This window comes from Streptomyces sulfonofaciens (assembly GCF_014656295.1).
Classification (GTDB): Bacteria; Actinomycetota; Actinomycetes; order Streptomycetales; family Streptomycetaceae; genus Streptomyces; species Streptomyces sulfonofaciens.
Genome location: NZ_BNCD01000024.1, coordinates 65,464 through 88,316, shown reverse-complemented (window position 1 = coordinate 88,316; position 22,853 = coordinate 65,464). Strand labels below are relative to the sequence as shown.

Genomic DNA, 22,853 nt, shown 5'->3' with positions numbered 1-22,853 from the left:
AACCCACCGGCGACCACCGGTGGCCACCCGCTCGAGGAGAGGCATGACCCGCCGTAACGACGCCCGCAAGGCGGCCAAGCGCCGCACCAACCCGCTCGACGCCGCCGGCATCACCCGCATCGACTACAAGGACACCGATCTGCTGCGGAAGTTCGTCTCCGACCGCGGGAAGATCCGCAGCAGGCGCGTCACCCACGTCACCGCCCAGCAGCAGCGCCTGCTCGCCCGGGCGATCAGGAACGCCCGCGAGATGGCCCTGCTGCCCTACTCCGGCAGGCCGGACTGACGTCCCCGGACATCTGCCGGCGTGCAAGCGCACGAACCCGCTTCGAACGGCCGTGACGGACCTGGCCACCGGTGCGCCGGGGCGGTCCAAACACGGGCGTTGCGCCGGGCGAAGGTCGCGGAAGCCGGCCGGTGGCCGGCTCGATGTCGCCGTTGGGGGTGGAGCCGTCGCCGGGGATGACGGCGCCGGTCCCCGAGCGGAGCATCACCGCGCAGTCGGTGGGGACGAGGCCGGCGGCGACCGCGCGGGCGGTCCAGGCGTCCGGGTCGCTGTCGTGGTCGCGGCGGTCCGGCCCCTCACGGCGGTGGTGGTGTCGGCGACCTCGCCGACTGTGAGGGCCCGGGGGCCGGTGGGCGCACACAGGGCGCCGGCGTGCGCCTCGGGCGCGGGCAGGGTCTCGGGCGCGACGGCGGCGACAGCGGCGATGTCGGAGCGTCGAAGGCGCGGCCGACCGGGTCGGACACGCCTTCGATCCGGGCCGAAGAGGCGGACCCTAGCCGCCGCCCGTGGTGCGGGTGCGTGCGACCAGGAGGGCCACGTCGTCCTCCGGCGGAGCGTGCGCGGTGAGCCGGGTGACGATGCGGGAGCACAGGTCGTCCAGATCAGCCGGTGGACGCTCCAGTACCGCGAGCAGTCGGTCGAGGCCGGTGTCGATGTCGACGCGGCGGGACTCGACGAGTCCGTCAGTATACAGGGCGAGCACGCTGCCCCCGGGCAGTTCGAGGTCGACGGACTCGTAGGGGCCGGTGCAGGTGCCGATCGGAGGACCCACCGGCGTGTCGACGATCTCGGCACGGCCGTCGGGTGTCACCAGCAGCGGCGGCGGGTGACCGGCGCGGGCCAGCGTGCACACGCGCGTGGCCGGGTCGTAGACGGCGTAGAGGCAGCTCGCCCCGGTGATGGAGGGGTGTTCCGTGCTCCAGGTGCCGGACTGCGCGAGCTGGGCGGTGACCTCGTTGAGGTGGTCGAGCAGCTCCGCCGGATGCTGGTCGAGGACCGCGAGGGCGTGGACCGCCATGCGCAGGCGCCCCATGCTGGCGGCGGCGTGGATACCGTGTCCCACGACGTCGCCGATGACCAGGGCGATCCGGCCGCCCGGCAGCTCGATGGCGTCCATCCAGTCCCCGCCGACCCCCTCGTGCCGGTCCGACGGCAGATAGCGGCTGGCCAGGTCCACCGCGGCGCCACCGGACAGCCGGTCCGGCAGGAAGCTGCGCTGCAGGGTGAGGGCGGCCGTGCGCTCGCGGGTGTAGCGGCGGGCGTTGTCCAGGCTCAGCGACGCCTGGACGGCGAGTTCCTCCGCCAGCAGCAGATCGTCCCGGGAGAAGGGAACATCGTCCTCGTTCCGTGCGAGCACGGCGATCCCGAGTATCCTGCCGCGTGCTCTGAGCGGGATCATCATCAGCGAGTGGATGCCCGTCTCGCGGACGCGTCGCCTGCGGACGAGGTCGCGCTCCAGCCACGTACCCGGGCCCAGTGCCAGGGTCGGGCTGAGATGGGACCTGCCCTCGCGCAGCACGGCGAGGTACGGCGACCCCGGTGGCACGTACACGACCTCGCCCACCGAGAAGGGGGCCTCAGGAGCGCCCTCGTGTATGGAGGCCATGCCCGCTCGGCGGAAGACGGGGATGCCGAACTCGCCCGCGGCCATGTGCTCCAGCGGTTCCTCCCCCAGCGGTACCGCCTCGGCCAGGTCGACCGCGACGTAGTCGGCAAGGGCGGGGACGGCCATGTCCGCGAGTTCCTGCGCGGTCGTCATCACGTCGAGGGTGGTACCGATGCGGTGGGCCGCCCTGCCGAGCAGCACGAGCCGCTCACGCTCCCAGCACTTTGTGATGTCCAACAGGACGCTGCAGACGCCCAGCGAAGTCCCCTCGCCGGAGGCGAGGGGGAAGAGGGAGGAGGAGAAGACGACCTCCCGGCCGTCCTCCGGCGACACCCACCGCACCACGTGGTCGTCGGCAGGCTCTCCCGACGCCAGCACCTCCCGCATCACCGGCTCGGTGAAGGTGCGGTCGAAACCGCGCAGGGCTCGCAGTGCCGACGGCCCCGAGGCGGTCACGTCCACAAGCCCCGCCACCCCTTTCGAGGCCCGGTTGGCCCACACCAGCCGCATCCCGGCGTCCCACACCGCCACCGCCAGCGGCGACCGGTCGAGCAGTGTCTCCCGCCCCTCGGTCAGCTCCGCACCGTCGGCTTCCGCCGTGGCGGCGACGAACCAGCAGTACTCGCCGTCCGCGCCGGTCAGCGCCGCGATCTCCACGACCAGAGGGAGGACTCCACCGTCCCGGTGCCTGAGCTCCACCACCGCACCTGCGGTCTGCCCGCCGCCACGCCGCCCCACGGCCCCCGAGGCGGCGGACCAGGAAACCGCCCGGTCAGGATCCGCCAGAAGCCGGCGCACCGGCGCTCCGACGACATCCTCCGCACGATGGCCGAGCAGCCGCCGGCACCCCTGCCCCCACACCAGGACCCGCCCGTCGGATCCGACCACGGCGATAGCGGGCGGAGCGGCGTCGGACGTGCCCTGCGTGAAACCACCAGGGGCCCGCTCCACACCGGCAGCGGCCCCAAGCCTGTGCTCCATCCCGATACCCTTCGCGGCCACGCGTTATAAGACATATACGGGCGATTGCCCATCTACCAGCCTAACGACAACAAGAACCGCGCAAGTCGGCACGCGAAGTGATCGACGAGCAGGAAGCACCGGCCCGCCGGCCTAAAGAAGCGGACTGCGCCGATGCAGCGGTCCGCCGAGCGGCCGCGGGCGGCGGCACGCCGCGCGCAGTGCCGCCGGTGCCGCGGCGCGGCAGCGACCGCCGGCCTGCCCTGATGCCGAGGCGGCATCACAGCCGACGGAACAGGTCTTGGACGCCGGTGCCCCGCCCACCGCAGGGTGGATTCCGGACGCAAGAAGGTTCCTGGAAGGAATGGACGCACGTCATGAAGGTCTTCGTCACCGGTGGGTCCGGTTACATCGGCAGGGCGGTGATCCGCGTGCTGCTGCGGCAGGGCCACACCGTTCGCGCCCTGGCCCGCAGCGAGCGGGCCGCGCTGGCCCTCCAGGTGCTGGGCGCGGAGCCGGTGCGCGGCAGCCTCACCGATCTGTCCGTGCTCAACGCAACTGCCGCACGGGCCGACGCCGTCATCCACCTCGCGCAGGCCGAGACGGGCGAGGAGGACCTCGCCGCGGCCACCGCGATGCAGGACGGCGTGGGCGCCGGCACATATGTGCACACCGGCGGCACCTGGGTCTACGGCGACACCGACGGTGTCGCCGATGAGGACGCCCCGTGGAACCCGCCGGCCCTGGTGGCCTGGCGCCACCCCGTCGAGGATGCCGTCCTCGCCCGGGCCGCTCACGGAGGCCGCCCCGTCGTCATCCGGCCCGGTCTGCTGTACGGCGGCGAGAACCGTCTCATCGACGCCTTCTTCACCCAGCCCGGCAAGCAGGCCGGCGCCATCGCCTACATCGGCGACGGCACACAGCACTGGGCCCTCGTGCACGTCGACGACCTCGCCGAGTTGTACACGGCAGCCCTGCGTGCCCGCGCCGGAGCCGTGTACGTGGGCGTCGGCGGTGTGAACCCGACGGCCAAGGAGGTCGCCGAGGCCCTGAGCCTGGGCACCGGACTCGCCGGCAAGACCGTGTCCCTGACGATCGACCAGGCGCGGGAGCAGATGGGCCCCGTCGCCGACGCCTTCGCCCTCGACCAGCAGTTCACGCCGGCGCGCGCCCGCGCCGACCTCGGCTGGGTGCCCGCGCACACGGACCCGCTGTCCGTCTTCGCCCTGGAGTGAGCGTCCCGCCCCGCCGCGCGCGGGCGGACGGGCGACGGGCCGGTCCCGCTGACGGCCGGTCCCGTCGTGGGGCCTCGCACAGCACCGCGCTCCGGCCCGGTTCCCGCAGCCGGAGGGGTCCGGGCGGGGTTCGGGCGGCGCGGCCTCTCGTCCGCGCCTGCCAGGAGCGCCGCCCCACTCGCCGCGGGGCCGGCGGGCGAGTGCGTGCGGGGCCGGGGCGACGAGGTCGTGCGCTGCCGTCACGTTCTCGCCCGGTCCGGGGCCGTGGTGGCCGCGGCGGGAGCCGCAGGTGTGCCCGGGGCCACCGCCACGAAGAAGAACCGCTGGTAAGCCGAGAGAATCTTCAGGAGTCGATCGTGAGTCATTCCGCCGCGCCCTCTGCGTCCGTGGACGGCAGGGCCGTACTGTGGTCAGCGCCCGAGGCGGAGCGCGCCGGCCGGCACCTGCTGGTGGCGATGCACGGGTGGAGTTACGACGAGACGCACCTCTTCCGCATCACCTCGCCCCTGCACGGCGAGTTGGTCGTCGCGTCGCTGCGCGCCCCCTTCGCCGAGGCCGGCGGATACGCCTGGTTCCCCAGTCGGGGCAACCCGATCGGCAACCCGCGGGCGTCCCTGGCGAACGCCATGGCCGGCGCCGTGCTCACCTGGCTGGACGAACAGCCCGCGTTCTCCTCCGTGGGGCTGATCGGCTTCTCACAAGGGGGCGCGATGGCGTTGCAGTTGCTGCGGCAGGAGCCGTCGCGCTTCTCCTACGCGGTGCAACTGGGCGGATTCGTCGTCGACGACAGCCGACCGGGAGATCGGGTCCTCGCCGACACCAGACCGCCGCTCTTCTGGGGCCGCGGCGGTCTCGACGGGGTGATCCCGCGGGACGCGATCGCGCGGACGGATTCCTGGACGCGCAAGCACACGGACGCAGACATCCGGGTTTATCCGGAACTGGGGCACGACGTCGCCGGCCGGGAGGTCGACGACCTGACGGCGTTCGTCCGCGCCCGGGTCGCCTGAGGGACGCCCCGGGACCCATCCACAGTGTGAGAGGTGATCAGTAATGCTGCGGCACACCATCGAGTTCGACGCCGAGGGCGCTCTGCTGCGCGGCTGGTTCTACGAGCCGGAGCCCCGGGAGGGCCCCGCTCCCTGCGTCGTGATGGCCCACGGCTGGTCGTCCACCAAGCTCATGTACCTCGACAGGTTCGCCGAGGTGTTCGCGGCGGCCGGCCTCGCCGTGGTGGTCTTCGACAACCGCGGCTGGGGCGATTCCGAGGCCGCCCCCGGAAAGCCCCGGCACGAGATCGACCCGTGGGAGCAGATCCGGGACTACCAGCACGCCATCACCTGGGCCCAGAACCACCCTGCCGTCGATCCCGACCGGGTCGGGGTCTGGGGCACCAGCTTCTCGGCCGCGCACGCCTTCGTCGTCGCGGCGATCGACCGGAGGGTGAAAGCCGTCAGCGGACAGGCGCCGTTCATCAGCGGCCGTGCCACGTACGCGAACCTCGCCCGGGTCCACAACCAGGTGGTCGGCCCCGAGGTGTTCGCCGCCGACCGGCGCGCCCGCGCCCAGGGCCGGCCGCCGGCCACCGTGCCCGTCGTGGGAACCGACCCGGGCCAGTTGGTGGGCCTGCCCACTCCCGACTCCTACGCGTACTTCACCCACGCCCGAAGGGAACTCGACCCGTCCTGGCCGAACGAGGTGACCCTGCGCAGCCTCGACAACTTCTACGGCTACGAGCCCGCACGGTACCTCCCCGACGTGACACCGACGCCCCTGCTGATGATCGTCGGCCGTGAGGACGGCCTGACCGGCGGAAATCTGGCGGCCTCGGCGTTCGGCACGGCAGCCGAGCCGAAGAGGATCGTGTTCCTCCCCGGCGGCCACTTCGCCGCGTACACCGGTGAAGGGTTCGACATCGCCTCGCGGGCCTCCCGGGACTGGTTCCTGGAGCACCTCGCCGGCTGAGTGTCCCGCTGACGTCCGGCATGCGGTCAAGGACCCACGACGCCCGGGCAGCGGCCGCCGCGCCGCCCCGGGCGACACGGCGCACACACGACGCCCGCCGCGCCGAGCCGCCGGCGAACGGAGGAGTGGGCGCCCGCCCTCGAAGTCCGTCGCCCGGCACATGACCACCGAGGCAGTGCGGGCACGGGCGGTGGGGTGGCACATACCGGGACCGTCGGATCCCGCGCGTCCCCGAGGAGGTAAGTCATGCACGAGACGAGCGGATCCCCTGTCGGAGAGCGACTCCTGGCGGCGGCGGACGAACTCTTCTACACCGAAGGCGTACAGAGCACCGGCGTCGACCGCATCGCCAGGCGGGCCGGCGCCTCCAAGAAATCGCTCTACTCCGTCTTCGGCAGCAAGGAGGCCCTCGTCGTGGCCTATCTCGAGGCCCGGCGTACGAGTGTCCAGGAGATCCTCACACGGGGTCTGGAGCGTTTCGACACCCCGCGGGAAAGGGTGCTCGGGGTCTTCGACATCCTGGGCCGGATTGTCACCGCTCCCGACTACAACGGCTGCCCCTTCCTGTCCGCCAGTGCGGAGGCCGCAGGCGACTCCCCCATCGGCCAGGCCCATTCCGCCTACCGGGCATGGGTCAGGGAGCTCCTCACGGAGCTGGCTGCCGAAGCGGGCGCGGTGGACCCCTCGGCAGTCGGACGCGAGCTGCACTTGCTCTACGACGCCGCGGGCGTGGCAGCGCGTGCAGACCGCGATCCCCGCGCTGCCGCTGCGGCACGCGCCGCGGCGGAGGCGGTGCTGGACCGCGGAGCGGCACCACCGGCGGCAGCGCCGGCCGTAGTCCCCGGTCACTGTCCCGGTTGCTCGTGCCCGGAGATCGCGGGTGCACCTGCACCTGCCCCTGCGGCCGGCGGCCTTCCCCCCGGTTCCCCGGATTCCCCTGCCCCCGCGGGCCCCGCCCGGGGGCCTGCCGATGGCGGCCCGGCCGCAGCACGTCGGCCACGCCACCGCGGCGTTCCGGACCGGGCGGCCCTGCCACCAGAAGATGAACACGCGCTCCGCCTATCGGGGGAGCGCTTCGACCACGGACGAGGAAACGAGCGTGTCGATGAATGAGACCAGCGGTGGGAGCCGCATCACCATCGCAGAGGACTTCACGGTCGGCCGGGTGGGTTACGGGGCCATGAAGCTGACGGGACCGCAGGTGTGGGGGGAGTACCCCGACCGTGAGGAGGCCGTCGCGCTGCTCCGCAAGGGGGTGGAGGAGGGGATCGACTTCATCGACACCGCTGACGTCTACGGCCCGCACACCAACGAGATCCTCATCCGCGACGCCCTGCATCCCTACCCGCGGGGCCTGAGGATCGCGACCAAGGGCGGATTCGTGCGCGGCGGCTTCGACTACGGGACGCTGGACGCCGTCGGCAACGCCAACTACCTGCGTCAGAGCGCCCACATGAGCGCTCGTCGGCTCGGAGTGGAGACCATCGACCTGTACTACCTGCACAGCGGGCGGGCCACCGACGTCCCGTTCGAGGAGCAGATCGGCACACTGGTCGAGCTGCAGCAGCAGGGGCTCATCCGCCACATCGGTCTGTCGAACATCACGCTGGAACAGTTGCGCACCGCCCAGGGCATCGCCGACATCGTCGCCGTGACGGCCCTCTACAACGTGACGGTGCGCATCGGGGCCGACCTGCTGAGCGTCGCGGAACAAGAGGGCATCGCCTTCTCTCCCTGGCACCCGGTCACCCTCACCGACGGGCCCGCGCCGGGCCCCGACAGGGCTCGCGAGGTGATCGCCCCGATCGCCGCAGGGCATGGGGCCACCCCGCAGCAGATCGCGCTGGCCTGGCAGCTCCACCGCTCGCCCGTCTCGCTGCCCATCCCGGGCACCACCTCGCTGGCGCACCTGCGGGACAATCTCGCGGCCCAGTCGATCAAGCTGTCCGACGAGGAGGTCACGGCCATCACCGCGATCACCACCGAGCCCTGACCGGGTGGCGCTCCTCATCCCTGCCTGGCTGCGGTACGCACCTGCCTGCCAGGACAGGGGCGAGGTCCCCTCCTGTACCGGGCGTCGGTCGGCCGCACGGGACGTCACCGGCCGCCGCGGTCCCCGCCGAGCTTCCTGACCGTGTCGGCGTACTCGTCCCAGATCCCGCGGGACGATTCGAAGTCGAGTTGCTGGAGCACGCTGCCGACCTCCTGCATGCTCGCGTCCCTGATCTCCTCGGCTGCCGTCCGGTAGCTGTTCGAGAAGTGTTCCAGCGTGCCGATGAGGGTGGCGAGGGAGGTGGCGGCGCTGGTCGCGTGGCGGAGGGCGTCGCCGACCGCACCCGACTGATCGGAGACGGTCTGTGCGACCGCAGTGCGGACGTCGGAGGCGTAGCGGTTCAGGGCGTCCCGGCCGCATGCGGCGTTCCCCTCCTTGGCGAGGGCCTCGTAGATCTCCGCTTCCTTGGCACCACTCTTCCTGAAGATCTGCTGGGCCGTGGTGATCTGGTCCACCAGTTGCCGGTTCTGGTCGGTCCGCCGGGCGAGCTGCTCCTTGGCGGCGGTCCACTGGTGCGCGGGCCGCAGAAGCTTCTGCAACGTGCCGAGTGCCTCGCAGAGGCGCTCGCGGGTCTGCGGCGCGAGTGCTCCCTGGTGGACCTCCCGGACGGCGGCGGCGAGCGCGTCGGCCACCGTCCGGTACTGGTCGGTGACGGGCTGGAGATCGTCCGCCGCCTTCTTGAGGACCGCGTGGATGTCGTCGGCGTTGGAGGCGTCGAGGTCCGTCACGCGCGTGAGCAGATCACGAAGCCGCGACCCTTCGGCCCTGAAGGAGAAGCACGGGTGCTGGTCGAGGCCGGTGCCGTTGCCGTTGGCGTTGGAGCAGACGATGTCCCTCTTCAGATCGGGGCGGTCGAGGGTGCCCACCAGGGTGTTCCTTGTCGCCTCGGTCTGATCCGCGTAGGCGCCCACGACCTTGATCGCCGTGCGCGCGGCGTCGAGGTCCCAGGAGTGTGCGGTGATGTCCGGTCGCATGCCGTGTCCTCGGATTTCGGGAGTAGGGAGGTGTTCCGGGCGGTCACGCGCGCCCCGGCACCTCGGCCGGAGCACGCGTCGGCGCCCTCGGGCACGGCCGGTCCGGACGCGCCGTGCCCGAGGCCCGGTCGGCTCGGACGGACCGCGCCGGGAGAGGTCAGCCGGCGTTCGCGGTCTCAGCCGCCCTGAAGGGGAAGATCAGCGCCGAAGACGATGTCCCTGGGGGAGACCAGGGCGTTCTGGGTGAACCAGCTCGTCGCGTCGGCCACCTTCTTCCACTCCTGCGCCGCGCCCTCCAGGTCGAGCTCGTGGTTGATGTTGTCCTTGTCGCCGAGCTTCTGGTCGTCCAGTCCGGCGAGTTGGGAGATCGCGTTGCTCGCGTTCAGCCACTTGCCCTCGATGACGTCGAGCTTGGCCTTGAAGTCATCGGTGTACTTCGTCAAGGGCGTGACCTGGGTCTGCAAGCCGTCGAGATCGGTCAGGAGCTGGATCTTCTTCTGCTGCTCGTCCTTCGCCTTGTTGACCTTGTCGACGAGGGCCTTGTACTTCTTCTGGAGCTGCGCGGCCCAGACGCCCAGGCCGAGCGCGACGAGACCGCCCAGCAGGCCCAGCGGGGCGAGCGCGCTCTCGGCGATCGACACCTTCTTCCACTTGCTGTAGGTGAGGTCGGCCTCGCGCTGGAACTCCTCCGCCTCCGCCTTGCATTCGTCGCGGGCATTGGCGGCGTGCGAGTAGATCCTCCCCTCCTTGGCCACGAAGAGCTTCAACTTCTCATTTTGCGTCTGGAAATCACCCGAGAACGCGGCGAGCTTCTGGATGAGGTCCTTGAGCTGCCCATGGAGCTTGTCCACCAGGTCCTTCAGACCGTCCTTGCCGGTCAGGAACTGCCGTACAATCGCCGCGTTCTGCTTGATCGCCCCCTTGCCGTCTTCCAGATGGCCGGTGATGAGGCCGCAGCGGTTGTGGAATTTGGCCGCCACACCGTTGACCTGATTGGCCATCCACATGTTGTGGGCGTACAGCTCGGCCGGCGCGTTGGCCCCCGTGATGTAGTCACCGTCCTTTGCGATACGCTGTGTGATGGTGACCGGATCACCGAAACGCAGCGACAGGCCCTGCATGCTCTTCACGGCCGCGAGGAACTTCTTGATCTCGTCCTGATCCTCGTTGTTGAAGGTGCCGTAGCGCTTGGTGAAGTCACTGGTCGCGATGGGCATCTTGAGGATCGCGTTGACGAACACCTGGATGTGCAACCAGTCGTCACCGAACGCGGCGTAGGTGAAGTCCGGCTGGTTCGCATCCTTCTTGGTCTCGGTCTTGAGAAGCAGCTTCGGCGGAGGCAGGAGGGTCGCGGCGGTCATGAGACGTCTCCGTTCGGGGTCTGGGGCATCACGGGTGGGCTGCGGGGCGAAGCGGCGCACACGGGCATCGGCGTCCGGCCGCCCCCGGTCCCTCTTTCACGGGGCGGGCGTCAGCTCGCGCTGAGGGGGAGGCCCCACGGCTCGAAGACCAGGCCGACGAGGGCACTCTCCGTGAACCTGCCGGTGGCAGTGGCGAGGGTTTCCCACGCCTTCGCGCCCTCGTCGAAGGCGAGCGCCCCGTTCAGCTTCGCCGGATCGCCCAGAACGTCGTCGGAGAGGGCGCAGGCGCGTGCGAGCCCGGCGAAGACGTCGTCCCACCCCGCGGCCATGGCGCCCGCCCACTGGTGCAGGCTGCTCAGCGCGTCCGGCAGCGCCTGCGACTGCCGGTCGAAGCCGCCGAGGTCCGCCGCCAGGCACGCCTTGCAGGCGACCTCGTCGGACGCCTTGCCCAGGGCGTCCAGCAGCACGTTGTACGCACTGCGCGCCGCAAGGGCCTTGGCCTTGGGCGCCTGGCCCCCGAGGTCGGCGGTCCCCACCGGGACGGCCACGTTCACGACGCACACGTCCAGTGCCTGGGAGGGCTGGGCGCCGCGGTATTCCAGCCATTCCGCCCACGCCTCGTCCGCCGCGCCGTCGAAGGCGAGGGCCTGGCCCTCGTACTCCTTGCTCGCCTCCCTCGCGCTCACACAGGTCTTCGACTTCGTGCCCATCCGGTCCGCGAGGGCCTTCTGCACGCCCTGGAAGGCCGAGGGCGTCCTCTTAGCCGTGCGCAGGAGTTCGGCGAAGCAGCCCTTCTGCTCCGCGCTCAGCGACGACAGGCCGCCCGCCCCGGTGAACGCCCCCCGGACGAGGGCGGCGTTCTTCGCGAAGTCGTGAGGGGACTTCTCCAGCGTCGCGCGCAGGCTTCGGGCGCGGGAGGCGAACTGGTTCGCCGCGTGCTGGGCCCGGTAGGCCGCCCACACCGCCTGCGCGTAGAACTCAGGCGGCGGAGTCGTCTTCTTCAGGTAATCGCCGTCGTGGGCGATCTTCTTGGTCAGCGTGACGGGGTCCCCGTACGCCGTGAGAAAATCCTGCGCTTCCTTGACCGCCGAAACGAGCAGCTTGTGCTCGGCGGCGTCCCCGATGTCGCCGTACTGCTCTTTGAAGTCGTTGTCCTTCAGCGGAAACCTGAGGAGTCCGCTGACGTACACGGGAACGCGCAGCCACGCTTCACCCGCGATGCCGTACAAGCCCGTGTCCGCGTGCAGAAAAGCAGCGGGCGGACCGTAGGCGGTACCTGCCATGACAATCCCCTGTTCGCTCGTGGAAAGAGGCCCATGCGTCCATCCGGACGCATGAGGAGACCTGGGAACCGATGCATCGGGATTCGTCGCCGATACGTTCCACAGCGGCAAATGGCGGCATGGCCCGGTAACGGCGTGCGTCGGAGCGCCCGAGGCACGTGCCCTCCTTGATCGTGTGGGAGGAGGCTGTGATCACAGGTGGCGAAGTGGGACCGTAGGGTGGCCCGGGGGTGGCAGGTTGACCGGCGGCCGTCCACCGCGCGCCGTGGACGCCGTCATCGACGGCGACGTGTGCGCGTACGTACCGTCGAGGAGCGCTCCGGGCACGACGCGGGCCCGCGGGGAGTGCGTCTGCCGGCCGACGCCCGGACGACGCCCCGACGACGGCCCGGGGCTCCCGTGCGCCCTCGCCCGGGGGCCGCCCCGGTGGCTGACACGGGTCGGCCCAGGCCCTGGCGAGGAGGCGGTCGCGATGGCGCCGGGACTCGCAGGACACCTCAGGAGCGGGCGGGCAGCGCGCGCAGGGCGGCAGTGCGGCCCCTGCCGGGGCGGACGCCCTGGCTTGGTCGGACGGGCGGACGTCCTGGCTTCGTCGGACGGGCGGACGTCCTGGCCGGGGCGGCTCCCCTGACCAGGGCCGCTTCAGAGGGGGCGGGTGAAGGTGACCCGGTGCAGGGAGGGGCCGTCGTAGTCCGGGATCGGGTCGGAGTCGGCGAAGCCCATGGCGTTGTGGAAGGCGATGGAGCGCGAGTTCTGGGGCGAGGTGATCGCCTTGACGACCGTACGGCCGTCGGCGCGGGCTGCCGCGAAGAACCGCTCGTACAGGAAGCGGCCGAGGCCCGAGCGGCGCCAGGCCGGGGCGACACCCGTGAAGTGGATGTACGCCTCCTCGGGCTTGGACGGCGAGAGGAAACCGATGACGAAGCCCGCAAGTGCGCCGTCGCGCTCGGCGATCAGGCTGGTGGAGAAGAAGTGGCCGACGAAGAGCCGGGTCAGGTCGCGGGAGGCCGGCCGGCCCCACCAGTCGTCGACCACGGCGATGACGGTGTCGAAGTCCTCGGGCCTCGCCCGGCGCACGGTGAAGGGCGCCAGGGCAGGCGGGGCGGGCGGGGCGGGCGCGTCGAGCTCCCGGCGGAGGACGACCCGGTCCTGGCCGGGCCCGTCGTAGTCGCTGTGCACGGGCAGGCCCTGGGCCCGGCGGTCCCCGTCGGCCGGTTGGAAGCCCAGCGCGCGGTGGAAGGCGAGGGCGGCGTTCTCCGGCGGGACGGCGGCACGCACCGCGGTGCTGCCGGCGGCCGCGGCGCGCTCGAAGAAGGTGGTGCAGAGCGCGCGCCCGATTCCCTGCCGGCGAAGCCCGGGGTCGACGGCCACGAAGTGGACGCACGCCTCGCGCGGGTCCGCGGCGGCCGGTGCGCCAGGGGCGCCGGCGGTGTGGAGCCCGATCAGGAAGGCCCGCACGCCGGTCTCGTCCTCCAGCACCAGGCTGGTGGCCGCGGCGTGCTCGACCAGCAGCCGCGGCAGCGGCACCGACGGCGGGCCAAAGTCGCCGCCCCACTTCCGGACGCACTGCGCAAACGCGGGGTGGTCGGCCGCTGTGGCCCGGCGCATCTCGTGCATGACTGCCTCTCCTTCGCATTCCTTCGCCTGCGCGCTCCCTCGCGTGGGGTGCCGCGGTCGTCGATGATGCCGTCCCGGGGCACCGCGTCGGCGCCCCCAGGCCGTCCTTCGGCGTGCGTGTCGCCGGCGGGCACACCCCTCACGAGGGGGCCGCCCCCGATCGCGCCCGTGCCGCCAGTGTGCGCAGCGTTTCGCCGTAGGCCCGCGCCACCTTCGCCACGAAGCCGGCCGAGGTGGTGTCACGGCGGTACCCGAAGACGACCTCGGCGTCTCCCTCGGGACCCGGCCACACCTCGGCCTCCAGTTCGTGCAGGGCTGCCCCGGCCGCGAGCCGTACGGACCCGGTCGCGCACCCGTCGAGCGCGAGGTGCTGTCCCCGGGGGCTCTGCAGGGCGAACAGCGTCTGGAAGAGCGGGTGCCTGGCCCGGTCGCGCCCGGGGTCCGCCGCCAGTTGCACGACGTCCTCGAACGGCACGTCCTGGGCGGCGAGTCCGGCCCGCACGCCGCGCAACAGGGCGGGCAGCGCGCGTGCGGTTCCGTCCCCGGCCGGGCGCATGCGGAAGCAGACCACGTCGATCAGGCAGCCGATGGCGTCGGCGGTGTCGGGGTGGTAGCGCTTGGCGATGGGCGCGCCGATCGCCAGGTCCCGGTCCCCGGTCACCGTCGCGAGCGCCTCCGCGTACGCGGCCAGGGCGAGGGCGAAGCGGGTGCTGCCCATGCGGTGGGCCAGCGCCTCCAGGGCGGCCCAGTCGGTCGCGGGCACGACGAAGCGCGGGGGGTGTGCGGCGGCGTCCGGGTCCGTGCCCGGGTCGGGCGCGGGCACGGTGAGCGGGGGGACGCCGGTCAGCTCACCGGTCCAGTACGCGCGCTGCTCGGCGAGTTCGGCCGCCTCCCGCCGGCCCCGGTAGCCCGCGAGGACGGCCGCCAGCGGGGCGGGGGGTTCGGCGTCCGGCGCCCGGCCGCGCAGCCGGGCCGCATAGGCCGTCGAGAGGTCCTCGGCCAGCGGGCGTTCGGAACCGCCGTCGAAGGCGATGTGGTGGACGACGGCGCCCAGCAGCCACTCCCGGCCCGACGCCAGGGGGGCGACGACGCACCGCCAGTCGACGCCCGCCGCGATGTCCAGGGGCTGCGCGAGGACGGCACGGACGGCCGCCAGGGCGCTCGCCCGGTCGGCCGCGGGATCCAGTTCCCGTACGTCCACCGGAACCGGCTCCGCGTCCAGCAGCGCGACGGGGCGCCGGTCGAAGACGTAGCGGGCGTGCAGCGACTGGTGCCTGCGGTGCACGTCAGCCGCCGCGGCGCGGAACGCCCCGGGCTCGAAGTCGCCCGTCACCCGCCAGACCAGCTCGCAGTGGGCCGAGGTGTCGGCGGGGTCGAGCTGCTGCCCGAAGAGGAATCCGCTCTGCACGGGCAGCAGCGGCAGCGGCTCGCCGGGCTTCGGGGGCGCGTCGGCCGGGGCCGACGGGGCGGGGGCGCCGGCCCGGTCCGCCCCGTGCTCCTCGTCCGTCACGCTCCCCTGGTCGGCGATCCAGCGCGCCAGCTTCCGGACGGTAGGGCCCGTGATGAACACGGAGGCGGGCACGGGGACGCCGGTGCGCGCCCCGATCCGTACGCACAGCCGGGCGCCGTCCAGCGAGTCACCGCCCAGCTCGAAGAAGGAGGTGTCGTGCGGGACCGCCCCGGCCGTCCCCAGCACCTCCGCGAAGGCCCGCTCGACGATGCCGGCCGGCGAGCCGGCGGCGTGCGCGGCGGCGTTGGAGGGGCCGGTCCCCGGTGCGGGTCCCGCCCGGTCGCCGGCCACGGGCGCCGCACGCTCACTCAGCAGCTCCAGCAGCGCGGCGGTGTCGAGCTTTCCGTTCCCGGTGAGGGGGAACGCGTCGACGGCGGCGAGCACCCTGGGCATCAGATAGGCCGGCAGCCGCTCGGCAAGCACCTCGCGCACGGTGTCCTCGCTCACCGGCGCCCCGTCGGCGACGGTGTAGGCGACCGCCAGTCCCACGCAGCCGCCCCGCTCCATCAGGGGCAGCGCCGCGCACCCGCGGATCCCGGGCAACTGCGTCACCCGCGCCTCCACCTCCCCGGGCTCGATGCGGTGCCCGCGCACCTTCACCTGGCGGTCGGCACGGCCCGCGTAGTGGAGCAGTCCGTCGGTGGAGCGGAACCCGAGGTCGCCGGTCCGGTAGATCCGGCGAGGGCCACCGCCGTCCAGCTCCGTGAGGTCGGCCTCGACGAAGCTCCGTGCGGTCTGCTCGGGGTCGGCCAGATAGCCGTTGGCCAGGCCGGCGCCCGCGACGCAGATCTCCCCCGTGGTGCCCGGCGGGCACGGCCGCATCTCGTCGTCGAGGACGAAGACCTCGGTACGGGCGACCGGCCGGCCCACGGGTATCCCCCGCTGCTCCGTGCCGGGTGCGCAGTCGGCAGGGGTCACCCGGTGTGTGGTGGTGAAGATGGTGCCCTCGGCGGGACCGTAGCCGTTCACCAGGGCGGTGCCGGGGTGTGCGCGCAGGAACCGGCGGGCGTGCGCGGGAGAGAGCCGCTCACCGCCGGCCATGAGCTGGCGTACGCCCTCGAAGCAGCCCGGGTCCTCCTCGACGAGCATGTGGAAGACGGAGGCGGTGAGCCAGAGCGTGTCGACGCCCGCCCCGCGGACCAGGGACCGCAGCCCGTCGACGGTCAGGTAGGGCTCGTCGACGAGCACACTGGTGCCGCCGTTGAGCAGCACCGACCACAGCTCCAGCGACGCGGCGTCCCAGGGCAGCGGGGCGGCCTGGGGCATGACCGTGCCCGGGCCGATCGACACGAACCGGGTCGGCGCGAACAGCCGTACCGTACCGGCGTGCGGGGACAGCACCCCCTTGGGCCGACCGGTGCTGCCCGAGGTGAAGTAGACACAGGCCGTGTCCGTCTCCCGTACGAGGGCGGCGGGCGGGGCGGCCGCGGGCGGGGCGGAGCCGGCGACCCGGGCGAGGTCGGCCTCGGGCACCCACACCGGGCACGGCAGCCCTTCGGCGTGCTCGGGGGCCGCGGCGATCAGCGGGGCGGCGGCGAGCCGGGTCAGCTCCGTGATGCGCGAGCGCGGCCAGCGCGGGTCGAGGGCCGCGTAGCCGGCGCCCAGTTTGAGCACCGCGAGCACGGTCGCGACGAACCGCGGTGACCTCGGCACCAGTACCGGCACGATGTCCTTGGGGCGCACGCCCGCCCCGGCCAGCTCCGCCGCGAAGGCGTCCGAGGCCCGGTCCAGGGTGCGGTAGTCGACGGCGGTGTCCCGGTGGATCAGGGCGGTCGCCCCCGGGCGCTCGGCCGCCCGCCGGCGGAAGATCTCGTGGATGACGCCGGCACCGCCGTCCGGCCCGCTGCTTGGCTCGATCATCGCGTCCCTCCGGCCTCCATCTTCTGCAACGCCTCCGACGGCCCCGGTTCCCGCGACCGCTGCCTTCGGTTCTCCGCGCCACGCGGGTCGCCGGCCCCACCGGACGCGGCCCACCGGGCCTGCGGCAACCGCCGGCCCAGCAGCAGCGCGCAGCATGCGCACAGCACGCAGCCGAGTCCCAGTACCGAGGCCAGCAGCCAGGGGGGCCCGCCGGTGAGCAGCCCGCCGCCCAGCAGCGGGCCGATGACCAGGCCCGCCGACATCGCGGCCGAGTAGGCGCCGTTGTACCGGCCGCGTACGGCGTCGTCCGCGAGGTTGTTGACGAGGGTGGGCAGGGCCACGGAGAGCAGCGCCTCACCGACGGCGAAGACCGCCAGGGCGGTGACGACCAGCCCGGTCGCGAACCCCGTGCGCGCACTCGTCGTCGTCAGCAGGAGCAGCAGCCAGCACAGCGCCCAGCTTCCGGCCGTGCCGGCCAGCAGCCTGGCGGGCCCGCCCCGCGAGATCCGGGTGATCGCCGCGAACTGGATGAGCACGATGCAGCAGGTGTTGGCCACGAACGCCCACGCCATGGTCCTGGGGTCCATGTGCTCGACCGCGACCAGCCCCGGGATGCTGGACTCCAACTGCCCGTACCCCACGACCATGAGGACGACGGTGAAGGCCAGCACCTGGAGCAGGCCGCGGTCCCGCAGGACCACCCGGTAGCCGCGCGGCCCGGCGGGTGCGCCGGCGCCTGGGTCCGGGGCCTGCTGCCGGCCGATCGCGAGCACGAGCACCACCCCGGCGACCAGGAAGGACAGTCCGTCGCCGGCGTACAGCAACGTGAAGCGGTCCGGGTCGGCGGTGGAGGCGAAGACCCCGCCAAGCACACCGCCCAGCCCCACCCCCGCGTTCAGGCCCACGAACTGCAGGCCGAAGGCCGTGGCCCGGTGCTCCCCCTGCGCGCCCAGGGCGATGACGGTGTTCCACACGGAGACCATCGCCCCGTACGCCAGCCCGTAGGCCAGCCCCGCGAGCACCGCGCCCCAGGCCGTCGTGACCAGGGCGAAGCCCGCGGTGCCCGCTGCGGCGACGGTCATGGCCGCGCCCGCGGCCGCGCGTGCGGAGCGGCCGTCCATGAGCCGGCCCGCGGCCACGCTGCCCGCCAGGGACGCCGCCGCGATCACCGAGATGACGGCCGTCGCGGTGCCGACCGGCAGTCCGCGCACCTCGGTGAGGTACAGGACGAGGAACGGCTGCACCAGGCCGGTGCCCACCGAGCTGATGAGGTTGGCGGCCATCACCACCCGGATGCGCGGCGGCAGTCCGCCCAGGGCGGCCACTGACTTGATCCTCACGGCCGGCCGGTCCCCCCATCTCCTTCGGCGGCGGCACGGGTGCCGGCCGGTGCGGCCGCTTCCGGGGCCCCGCCCGCGGCGGTGACGGCGGCACCGACGGCGCGCAGCGTGGGGTCCTGGAGAACGGCTCCGAGCCCCACCTGGACGCCGAACTCCTCGCGCAGCCGCTGCACCAGGGCCATGGCCTGCATGGACGTACCGCCCAGGGCGAAGAAGTCGTCGTCCGGGCCGATGTCCGCGCCCGGGCCCGCCCCGTCACGTGCAAGGAGTTCACGCCAGATCGCGGCGATCCTCTCTTCGGTCGGCATCATGGTCCCTCAGTCCTCCACGGCGCGTAGCAGTACGGCGGCGAGATGTGCCGCGCTCGATCCCAGCAGGACGACGACGGGGTACGCCGAACGCGTGGCGCCCGACTCCGTGCGGTCGACGAGGTTGATCAACGGGTCGCTGCCCAGGCAGTGGCCGATCCGCGCGACGTTGTCCTGGTAGATCTGCTCGGGTGCGAAGCCCGCCTCGCCCAGGAGGATCTCCAGGGTGTCGGCGGCCATGTTGCTGGGCAGCACCGCGGCGACCTCGCGCGGCGAAAGGCCGGTGGCCGACCACAGGTCGGCGAACAGCTCGCGGTACACCGCGAGTTGGGCCCTCATCCGGTGGACCGCCGAGCCCCGTACCGGCGGGTCCTGCCCGGGAAGGCCGTACGACAGGAGGTCGTGGGACACCCTTCTGGCACCCCCCGCCACCTCCCAGCCCCGCCGCTCCCCGCAGACGAGCGCGGCGGCGGCGCCGTCCCCGGCGACCGCCGAGCCGCCCATGATGACCCGGCCGCCCGGCAGTACCGTCTCCACGAGGTCGCCGGAGAGCACGGCGACGGCCCGTGCGGAGCCCGAACGCACCAGTGCGGCTGCCGTCTCCAGCGCGGCCGTCGCCGTGGAGCAGTCCGCGAGGCCGAGCGTCAGCGGGTAGGCGCGGCTCATCCCCAGGTCGTCCAGCAGCCCGGCGACGGCGGTGGCCGAGGCGTCACCGCGGGGCAGCGACTCGGTGGCGAGCAGGACGGTGTCCACCGTCGCGGGGTCGGTGCCTGCGGCGTCCAGTGCCTCGGCGAGGGCGGGCCGCAGCAGGTCGAGGAGGGTGCCGTCGGCCTCGCGGTACTCGCCGAAGCGTGCCCCGGCGCGCGGCGGCTCGTGCGCGTACGCGGGGAGCTCGGCGACCTTCGCCCGCCGTGTCCCGAGCGCCGCCGCGCACCCGGTGACGTACGCGCCCGGCGCCGGCGGTGCGGCGGTCACGGCGCTTCCCCGGCGCCGAGCAGCGGTCCGCGCGCGCCGAGGACGCCCAGGCGGCCGGTGGCGGCGGGCACCGGCGTGCGGGCCCGACGGCCGCGGCTCACGAGGATCCCTCCGGTGCGTGCGGGAGGGGGCGCGCCGCGAGCAGGACGGCCGCCAGGTGGGAGATCCCTGCGCCCAGCAGCACCAGCCGGTCGCCCTGCGGATCCTCGGCCCCCGGTGCGCCGCCGGACGCCGCCGGGTCGGCGGCCCCCGGGCCGGCCAGCCAGTCGGCGAGGTTGATCAGCGGGTCGCTGCCCAGGCAGTGCCCGATCCGCCCGACGTTGTCCGACACCAGCCGCTCACCCCCGTAACCGACGTCGGAGAGGTAGATGTCGAGCACGTTGCGGGCGAAGTTGCTGGCCAGCACGGCGCGTACGTCGGCGGGCCGGACCGGGTGGTGTGCGGCGAGCCGGGCGAACAGCTCGCGGTGTGCGGCGATGCGTGCCGCGAGCTCCTGCCGCGCCCCACCGCCCTGACCCGCCTCGGAGGAGGTGTGGTGGGCCATGCCGAGCACCGGCAGCCCGGCCGCCGTGGCCGACACCAGCGCGCAGGCGGCCCCGTCGCTCGCGATGGCCGCGCCGCCCGCGACGATGCGCTCGCCACCGGTCGCCCGGTCGGCCAGGTCCCCGGAGACCACCAGGACATGGCGGGCGCTGCCGTCCCTGACGAGGGAGGCCGCCGTGCCCACGGCGACCGTGGCGGTGGCGCAGTCCATCAGGCCGAGCGTGCTCGCCGTGGCGCGCTCCAGACCCGCGTCGGCGAGAAGTTCGGCGACGTCGCGGTGGGCCGCGCGGCCCGGCGGCAGCGAATCGGTGGCCAGCAGCACCAGGTCGACGTCGCCGCCCGGGACGCCGGACTCGCCCAGGGTGCGCTGTACGGCGGCGGACATCAGCTCCGTGACCGGGGCGTCGGACCAGCGGTAGGTGGCGAACCCGGCCGCCGGAGCGGTCAGTTCGGCCGAGGCCGCGGGGTCGTCCTCCAGTTCGGGGAGCCCGGTGACCGGGTCGGCGTACTCGCCCAGCTCGTAGGCGGGCGCGCAGAGTCGTGCGGTGACGCTCATCCGCGGCCCGCCCCCGCGTCCGTACCGGCGGCCGACTCGGCCGCCGACCGTGCCAGGGCCGTGAACCGCTCGGCGATCCGCCTGGCGGTCGCCTCCTCGTACAGCTCGGTGTCGTACTCCAGCCATCCCTCGGCGCCGTCGGGACCCGGGTAGACGGCCAGCGTCAGGTCGAAGCGTGCGGTGCCCTTGTCCAGGTCCGCGGTGCGGGCGCGGGCTCCCTGGAGACGCCTGCCGCCCTCTCCCAGGTTGTCGAAGACGAAGACGGCGTCCAGCAGCGGGTGGGTGCCCGGCACCCGCCGCCCGGTGATCAGTTCGCCGGGATAGGCGGCGTGCGGGAGGCCGGCCCTGGTGGCGTCCCGGGCCGCCCGGGTGCGGGCCGCGTGCGAGCCGTCACCGGGATCGCGCAGACGCACCGGCAGTACGTTGAGGAGGTAGCCGACGACGTCGGCGGTGCCCGGCCGGTCCCGGCCCGCCGTGAACGTCCCCAGCAGCAGGTCCTCGCTGCCGCCGTACTCGGCGAGCGCGGCCCAGGCGACGGCGAGCCAGCCGGTGTAGGCGCTCGCCGCGGACCGCTGGGCGGCGGCGGCGATCCCGTCGGCGACCTCGCGCGGCAGCCGGAAGTCCAGCCGCTCGCCGGTCCGGCCGGTGCCCCGCCCACGGGGCCGGTCGGTGGGCAGCGGGGGTGGCGGGTCTGCGGTCTCGGCCCGCCAGTACGCGGCCGCCGCCCGGCCGTCGGCGCTCTCCAGCCACCGCCGCTGGTCGCTCGCGAAGCCGCTGAAGGGGGGCGCGGCGGCGGGTTCGCCGTCCGCGGGCCGGCCCAGCTCGTCCAGGAGCAGCTCGAACGACCAGGCGTCGAAGACGAGGTTGTGCACGACGACCAGCAGCCACGCCTCCTCGGCGGGCCCGTGCCCTGCGGTGGTCCGCTCGGCGAGCGCGACCCGCAGCAGGGGGCCGCTCGCCAGGTCGAAGGGCTCGGCGGCCATCTCGCGGGCCAGCGCACGCGCCTCGTCGGCGCTTGCGCAGCGCGCCCGCACGATACGGGGCGGCAGCTCGCGGTGGACGACGGGGCGCACTCCCGCACCGTCCCGGCCGCCGTCGTCCGCCGCGCCGCCGACCGGCTCGAAGGTGGTGCGCAGCGCCTCGTGGGCGGTGACGAATCCGCGGACCCGCTCGGCGAGCAGGTCGAGGTCGACGGGGCCGCCGGTGAGGTGGACGGCCTGGCAGACCACGTCCACCGGGCGGCCCGCCACCTGCTGGTGCGTCCGCCACAGCCGCAACTGTCCCGGGGTCAGCGGGTGCCGGACGGCGCGCCCGCGGGGGAGGCCGGCGCGGATCCGGGCGCGCTGCTCGGGTGAGAGGGCGGCGAGCCGGGCGACGAGGTCGGCGGTCATGCGTAGCGCCTCCGGAGTTCGTTGAGATGGCTGAGGCTCTGCACGACGAGGTCCTCGTCGACCCCGAAGTCGATCAGACAGGCGATCTCGTTGACGCCCATGCCCTGGAAGCGGTCGACGACCTTCGCGCAGGAGTCCGGGGTGCCGAGCAGCGCCCCCTTCTCGAAGTACTTGTCGAACGCGAACCTGATCAGCTCGTCCTGGTCGCCGGCCGAGATGTCCCGTACGCCGGCGCCCGGGGCGAGGTTCTTCTTCTGGGAGTCGATGACGGTGAAGAATGACCGCAGGTAGTCGCTGAAGGGCGGCCACACGGTCTCCCGGACCTCCTCCAGGTCGGTGCCGATGAACGTGTGCAGCATCAGCGTGACGGTGACGCTCTCGGGGTCGTGGCCGTGTTCCTCAAGGGTGCGGTGGTAGAGGGCGAGCTTCTCCTCCAGCTCCTCGTTGGTCATGTCGATCAGCGCGGTGAGCACGTTGCACCCGAGCCGCCCCGCCGTTTCGAAGGTGTCGGGGCTCTTGGTGCAGGTGAGCCAGATGGGCAGTTCGGGTTGCACGGGCTGCGGGTGCAGCTCCACCTCGACGTGGTTGCCCAGGCCGTCCTGTACGTAGACCGGCGCGCCCTCCCACAGTTCGCGGATGGTGGTGACCGCGTCGAAGGTGCTCTGCCTGCGGTCCTCCCAGCCGTCCGGCCTGATGGCGAAGTCCAGGGGGCTGAATCCGGTGGCCAGTGCGATGCCGGCCCGTCCGCGGGAGAGGTTGTCGACCACCGACCACTCCTCGGCGACCCGGATCGGGCTGTGCAGCGGCAGCACGACGCTGCCCGCGCGGATCTGCAGCCGCCGGGTGGCCATCGCCAGGCCCGCGCCGAGCACCGAGGGGTTCGGGTAGAGGCCGCCGAAGCGGTGGAAGTGCCGCTCCGGGGTCCAGATGGCGGTGAAGCCGTTCTGGTCCGCGTAGCGGGCCGCGTCGAGCACGAAGCGGTACTTGTTCTTCTCGTCGCCGGAGAAGAAGATCAGGCTGAAGTCCACGA

18 protein-coding genes are annotated in these 22,853 nt (G+C 73.2%); 6 read left to right on the top strand and 12 right to left on the bottom strand.

Features of this window, described 5'->3' with window-relative positions:
* The first annotated feature begins 43 nt into the window (after positions 1 to 43).
* Complete coding sequence (gene rpsR / locus IE313_RS29370; protein ID WP_189937543.1) at positions 44 to 286, top strand: 30S ribosomal protein S18; 243 nt, start codon at positions 44 to 46, stop codon at positions 284 to 286.
* A gap of 493 nt (positions 287 to 779) precedes the next feature.
* Here the strand turns inward: rpsR and IE313_RS29365 are convergent, their stop codons facing one another.
* Complete coding sequence (locus tag IE313_RS29365) at positions 780 to 2,873, bottom strand: SpoIIE family protein phosphatase (RefSeq protein ID WP_189937541.1); 2,094 nt, start codon at positions 2,871 to 2,873, stop codon at positions 780 to 782.
* 356 nt (positions 2,874 to 3,229) lie between these two features.
* On the opposite strand from IE313_RS29365, the gene IE313_RS29360 reads away from it, so the two are divergent.
* The 5 genes from IE313_RS29360 (at position 3,230) to IE313_RS29340 (ending at position 8,045) form a co-directional block, all read left to right on the top strand.
* Positions 3,230 to 4,087 (top strand): NAD-dependent epimerase/dehydratase family protein, encoded by an 858-nt coding sequence (locus tag IE313_RS29360; protein WP_189937539.1) that lies wholly within the window; start codon positions 3,230 to 3,232, stop codon positions 4,085 to 4,087.
* 356 nt (positions 4,088 to 4,443) lie between these two features.
* Positions 4,444 to 5,097 (top strand): alpha/beta hydrolase, encoded by a 654-nt coding sequence (locus IE313_RS29355; RefSeq protein ID WP_229925058.1) that lies wholly within the window; start codon positions 4,444 to 4,446, stop codon positions 5,095 to 5,097.
* A gap of 43 nt (positions 5,098 to 5,140) precedes the next feature.
* On the top strand, positions 5,141 to 6,052 hold the full coding sequence (locus tag IE313_RS29350) for an alpha/beta hydrolase (RefSeq protein WP_189937537.1): 912 nt from the start codon (positions 5,141 to 5,143) through the stop codon (positions 6,050 to 6,052).
* Positions 6,053 to 6,298: 246 nt separating this feature from the next.
* Entirely contained in the window at positions 6,299 to 7,165 is an 867-nt protein-coding gene (locus IE313_RS35695) for a TetR/AcrR family transcriptional regulator (RefSeq protein WP_229925057.1), read from the top strand.
* Complete coding sequence (locus IE313_RS29340) at positions 7,158 to 8,045, top strand: aldo/keto reductase (RefSeq protein ID WP_229925056.1); 888 nt, start codon at positions 7,158 to 7,160, stop codon at positions 8,043 to 8,045. The genes IE313_RS35695 and IE313_RS29340 overlap by 8 nt, the downstream gene beginning before the upstream one ends.
* Positions 8,046 to 8,149: 104 nt before the next feature.
* Here IE313_RS29340 and IE313_RS29335 read toward each other — a convergent pair whose 3' ends face one another.
* The 11 genes from IE313_RS29335 to IE313_RS29285 all read right to left on the bottom strand — a co-directional run bounded on the left by IE313_RS29335 (position 8,150) and on the right by IE313_RS29285 (position 22,851).
* Entirely contained in the window at positions 8,150 to 9,079 is a 930-nt protein-coding gene (locus IE313_RS29335) for a DNA repair protein RecN (protein WP_189937533.1), read from the bottom strand.
* A gap of 176 nt (positions 9,080 to 9,255) precedes the next feature.
* Complete coding sequence (locus IE313_RS29330; protein WP_189937531.1) at positions 9,256 to 10,332, bottom strand: hypothetical protein; 1,077 nt, start codon at positions 10,330 to 10,332, stop codon at positions 9,256 to 9,258.
* Between the two features lie 218 nt (positions 10,333 to 10,550).
* Complete coding sequence (locus tag IE313_RS29325) at positions 10,551 to 11,723, bottom strand: hypothetical protein (RefSeq protein ID WP_189937529.1); 1,173 nt, start codon at positions 11,721 to 11,723, stop codon at positions 10,551 to 10,553.
* A 642-nt stretch (positions 11,724 to 12,365) separates the two neighbouring features.
* Positions 12,366 to 13,340 (bottom strand): GNAT family N-acetyltransferase, encoded by a 975-nt coding sequence (locus tag IE313_RS36090; protein WP_189937527.1) that lies wholly within the window; start codon positions 13,338 to 13,340, stop codon positions 12,366 to 12,368.
* A 139-nt stretch (positions 13,341 to 13,479) separates the two neighbouring features.
* Complete coding sequence (locus tag IE313_RS29315) at positions 13,480 to 16,710, bottom strand: non-ribosomal peptide synthetase (RefSeq protein ID WP_189937525.1); 3,231 nt, start codon at positions 16,708 to 16,710, stop codon at positions 13,480 to 13,482.
* Positions 16,707 to 18,050: an MFS transporter gene (locus tag IE313_RS29310; protein ID WP_189937524.1), complete on the bottom strand. Its 1,344-nt coding sequence runs from the start codon at positions 18,048 to 18,050 to the stop codon at positions 16,707 to 16,709. The genes IE313_RS29315 and IE313_RS29310 overlap by 4 nt, the downstream gene beginning before the upstream one ends.
* Complete coding sequence (locus IE313_RS29305; protein ID WP_229925055.1) at positions 18,047 to 18,361, bottom strand: acyl carrier protein; 315 nt, start codon at positions 18,359 to 18,361, stop codon at positions 18,047 to 18,049. Before IE313_RS29305 ends, IE313_RS29310 begins: the two co-directional genes overlap by 4 nt.
* A gap of 6 nt (positions 18,362 to 18,367) precedes the next feature.
* The gene (locus IE313_RS29300) at positions 18,368 to 19,333 is read right to left on the bottom strand and encodes an acyl carrier protein (protein ID WP_189937521.1); all 966 of its coding nucleotides are present in this window, start codon (positions 19,331 to 19,333) and stop codon (positions 18,368 to 18,370) included.
* A gap of 97 nt (positions 19,334 to 19,430) precedes the next feature.
* On the bottom strand, positions 19,431 to 20,432 hold the full coding sequence (locus tag IE313_RS29295; RefSeq protein WP_189937519.1) for an acyl carrier protein: 1,002 nt from the start codon (positions 20,430 to 20,432) through the stop codon (positions 19,431 to 19,433).
* The gene (locus IE313_RS29290; protein ID WP_189937517.1) at positions 20,429 to 21,823 is read right to left on the bottom strand and encodes a condensation domain-containing protein; all 1,395 of its coding nucleotides are present in this window, start codon (positions 21,821 to 21,823) and stop codon (positions 20,429 to 20,431) included. Before IE313_RS29290 ends, IE313_RS29295 begins: the two co-directional genes overlap by 4 nt.
* Positions 21,820 to 22,851: a MupA/Atu3671 family FMN-dependent luciferase-like monooxygenase gene (locus tag IE313_RS29285; protein ID WP_189937515.1), complete on the bottom strand. Its 1,032-nt coding sequence runs from the start codon at positions 22,849 to 22,851 to the stop codon at positions 21,820 to 21,822. Before IE313_RS29285 ends, IE313_RS29290 begins: the two co-directional genes overlap by 4 nt.
* Between the last annotated feature and the right edge of the window lie 2 nt (positions 22,852 to 22,853).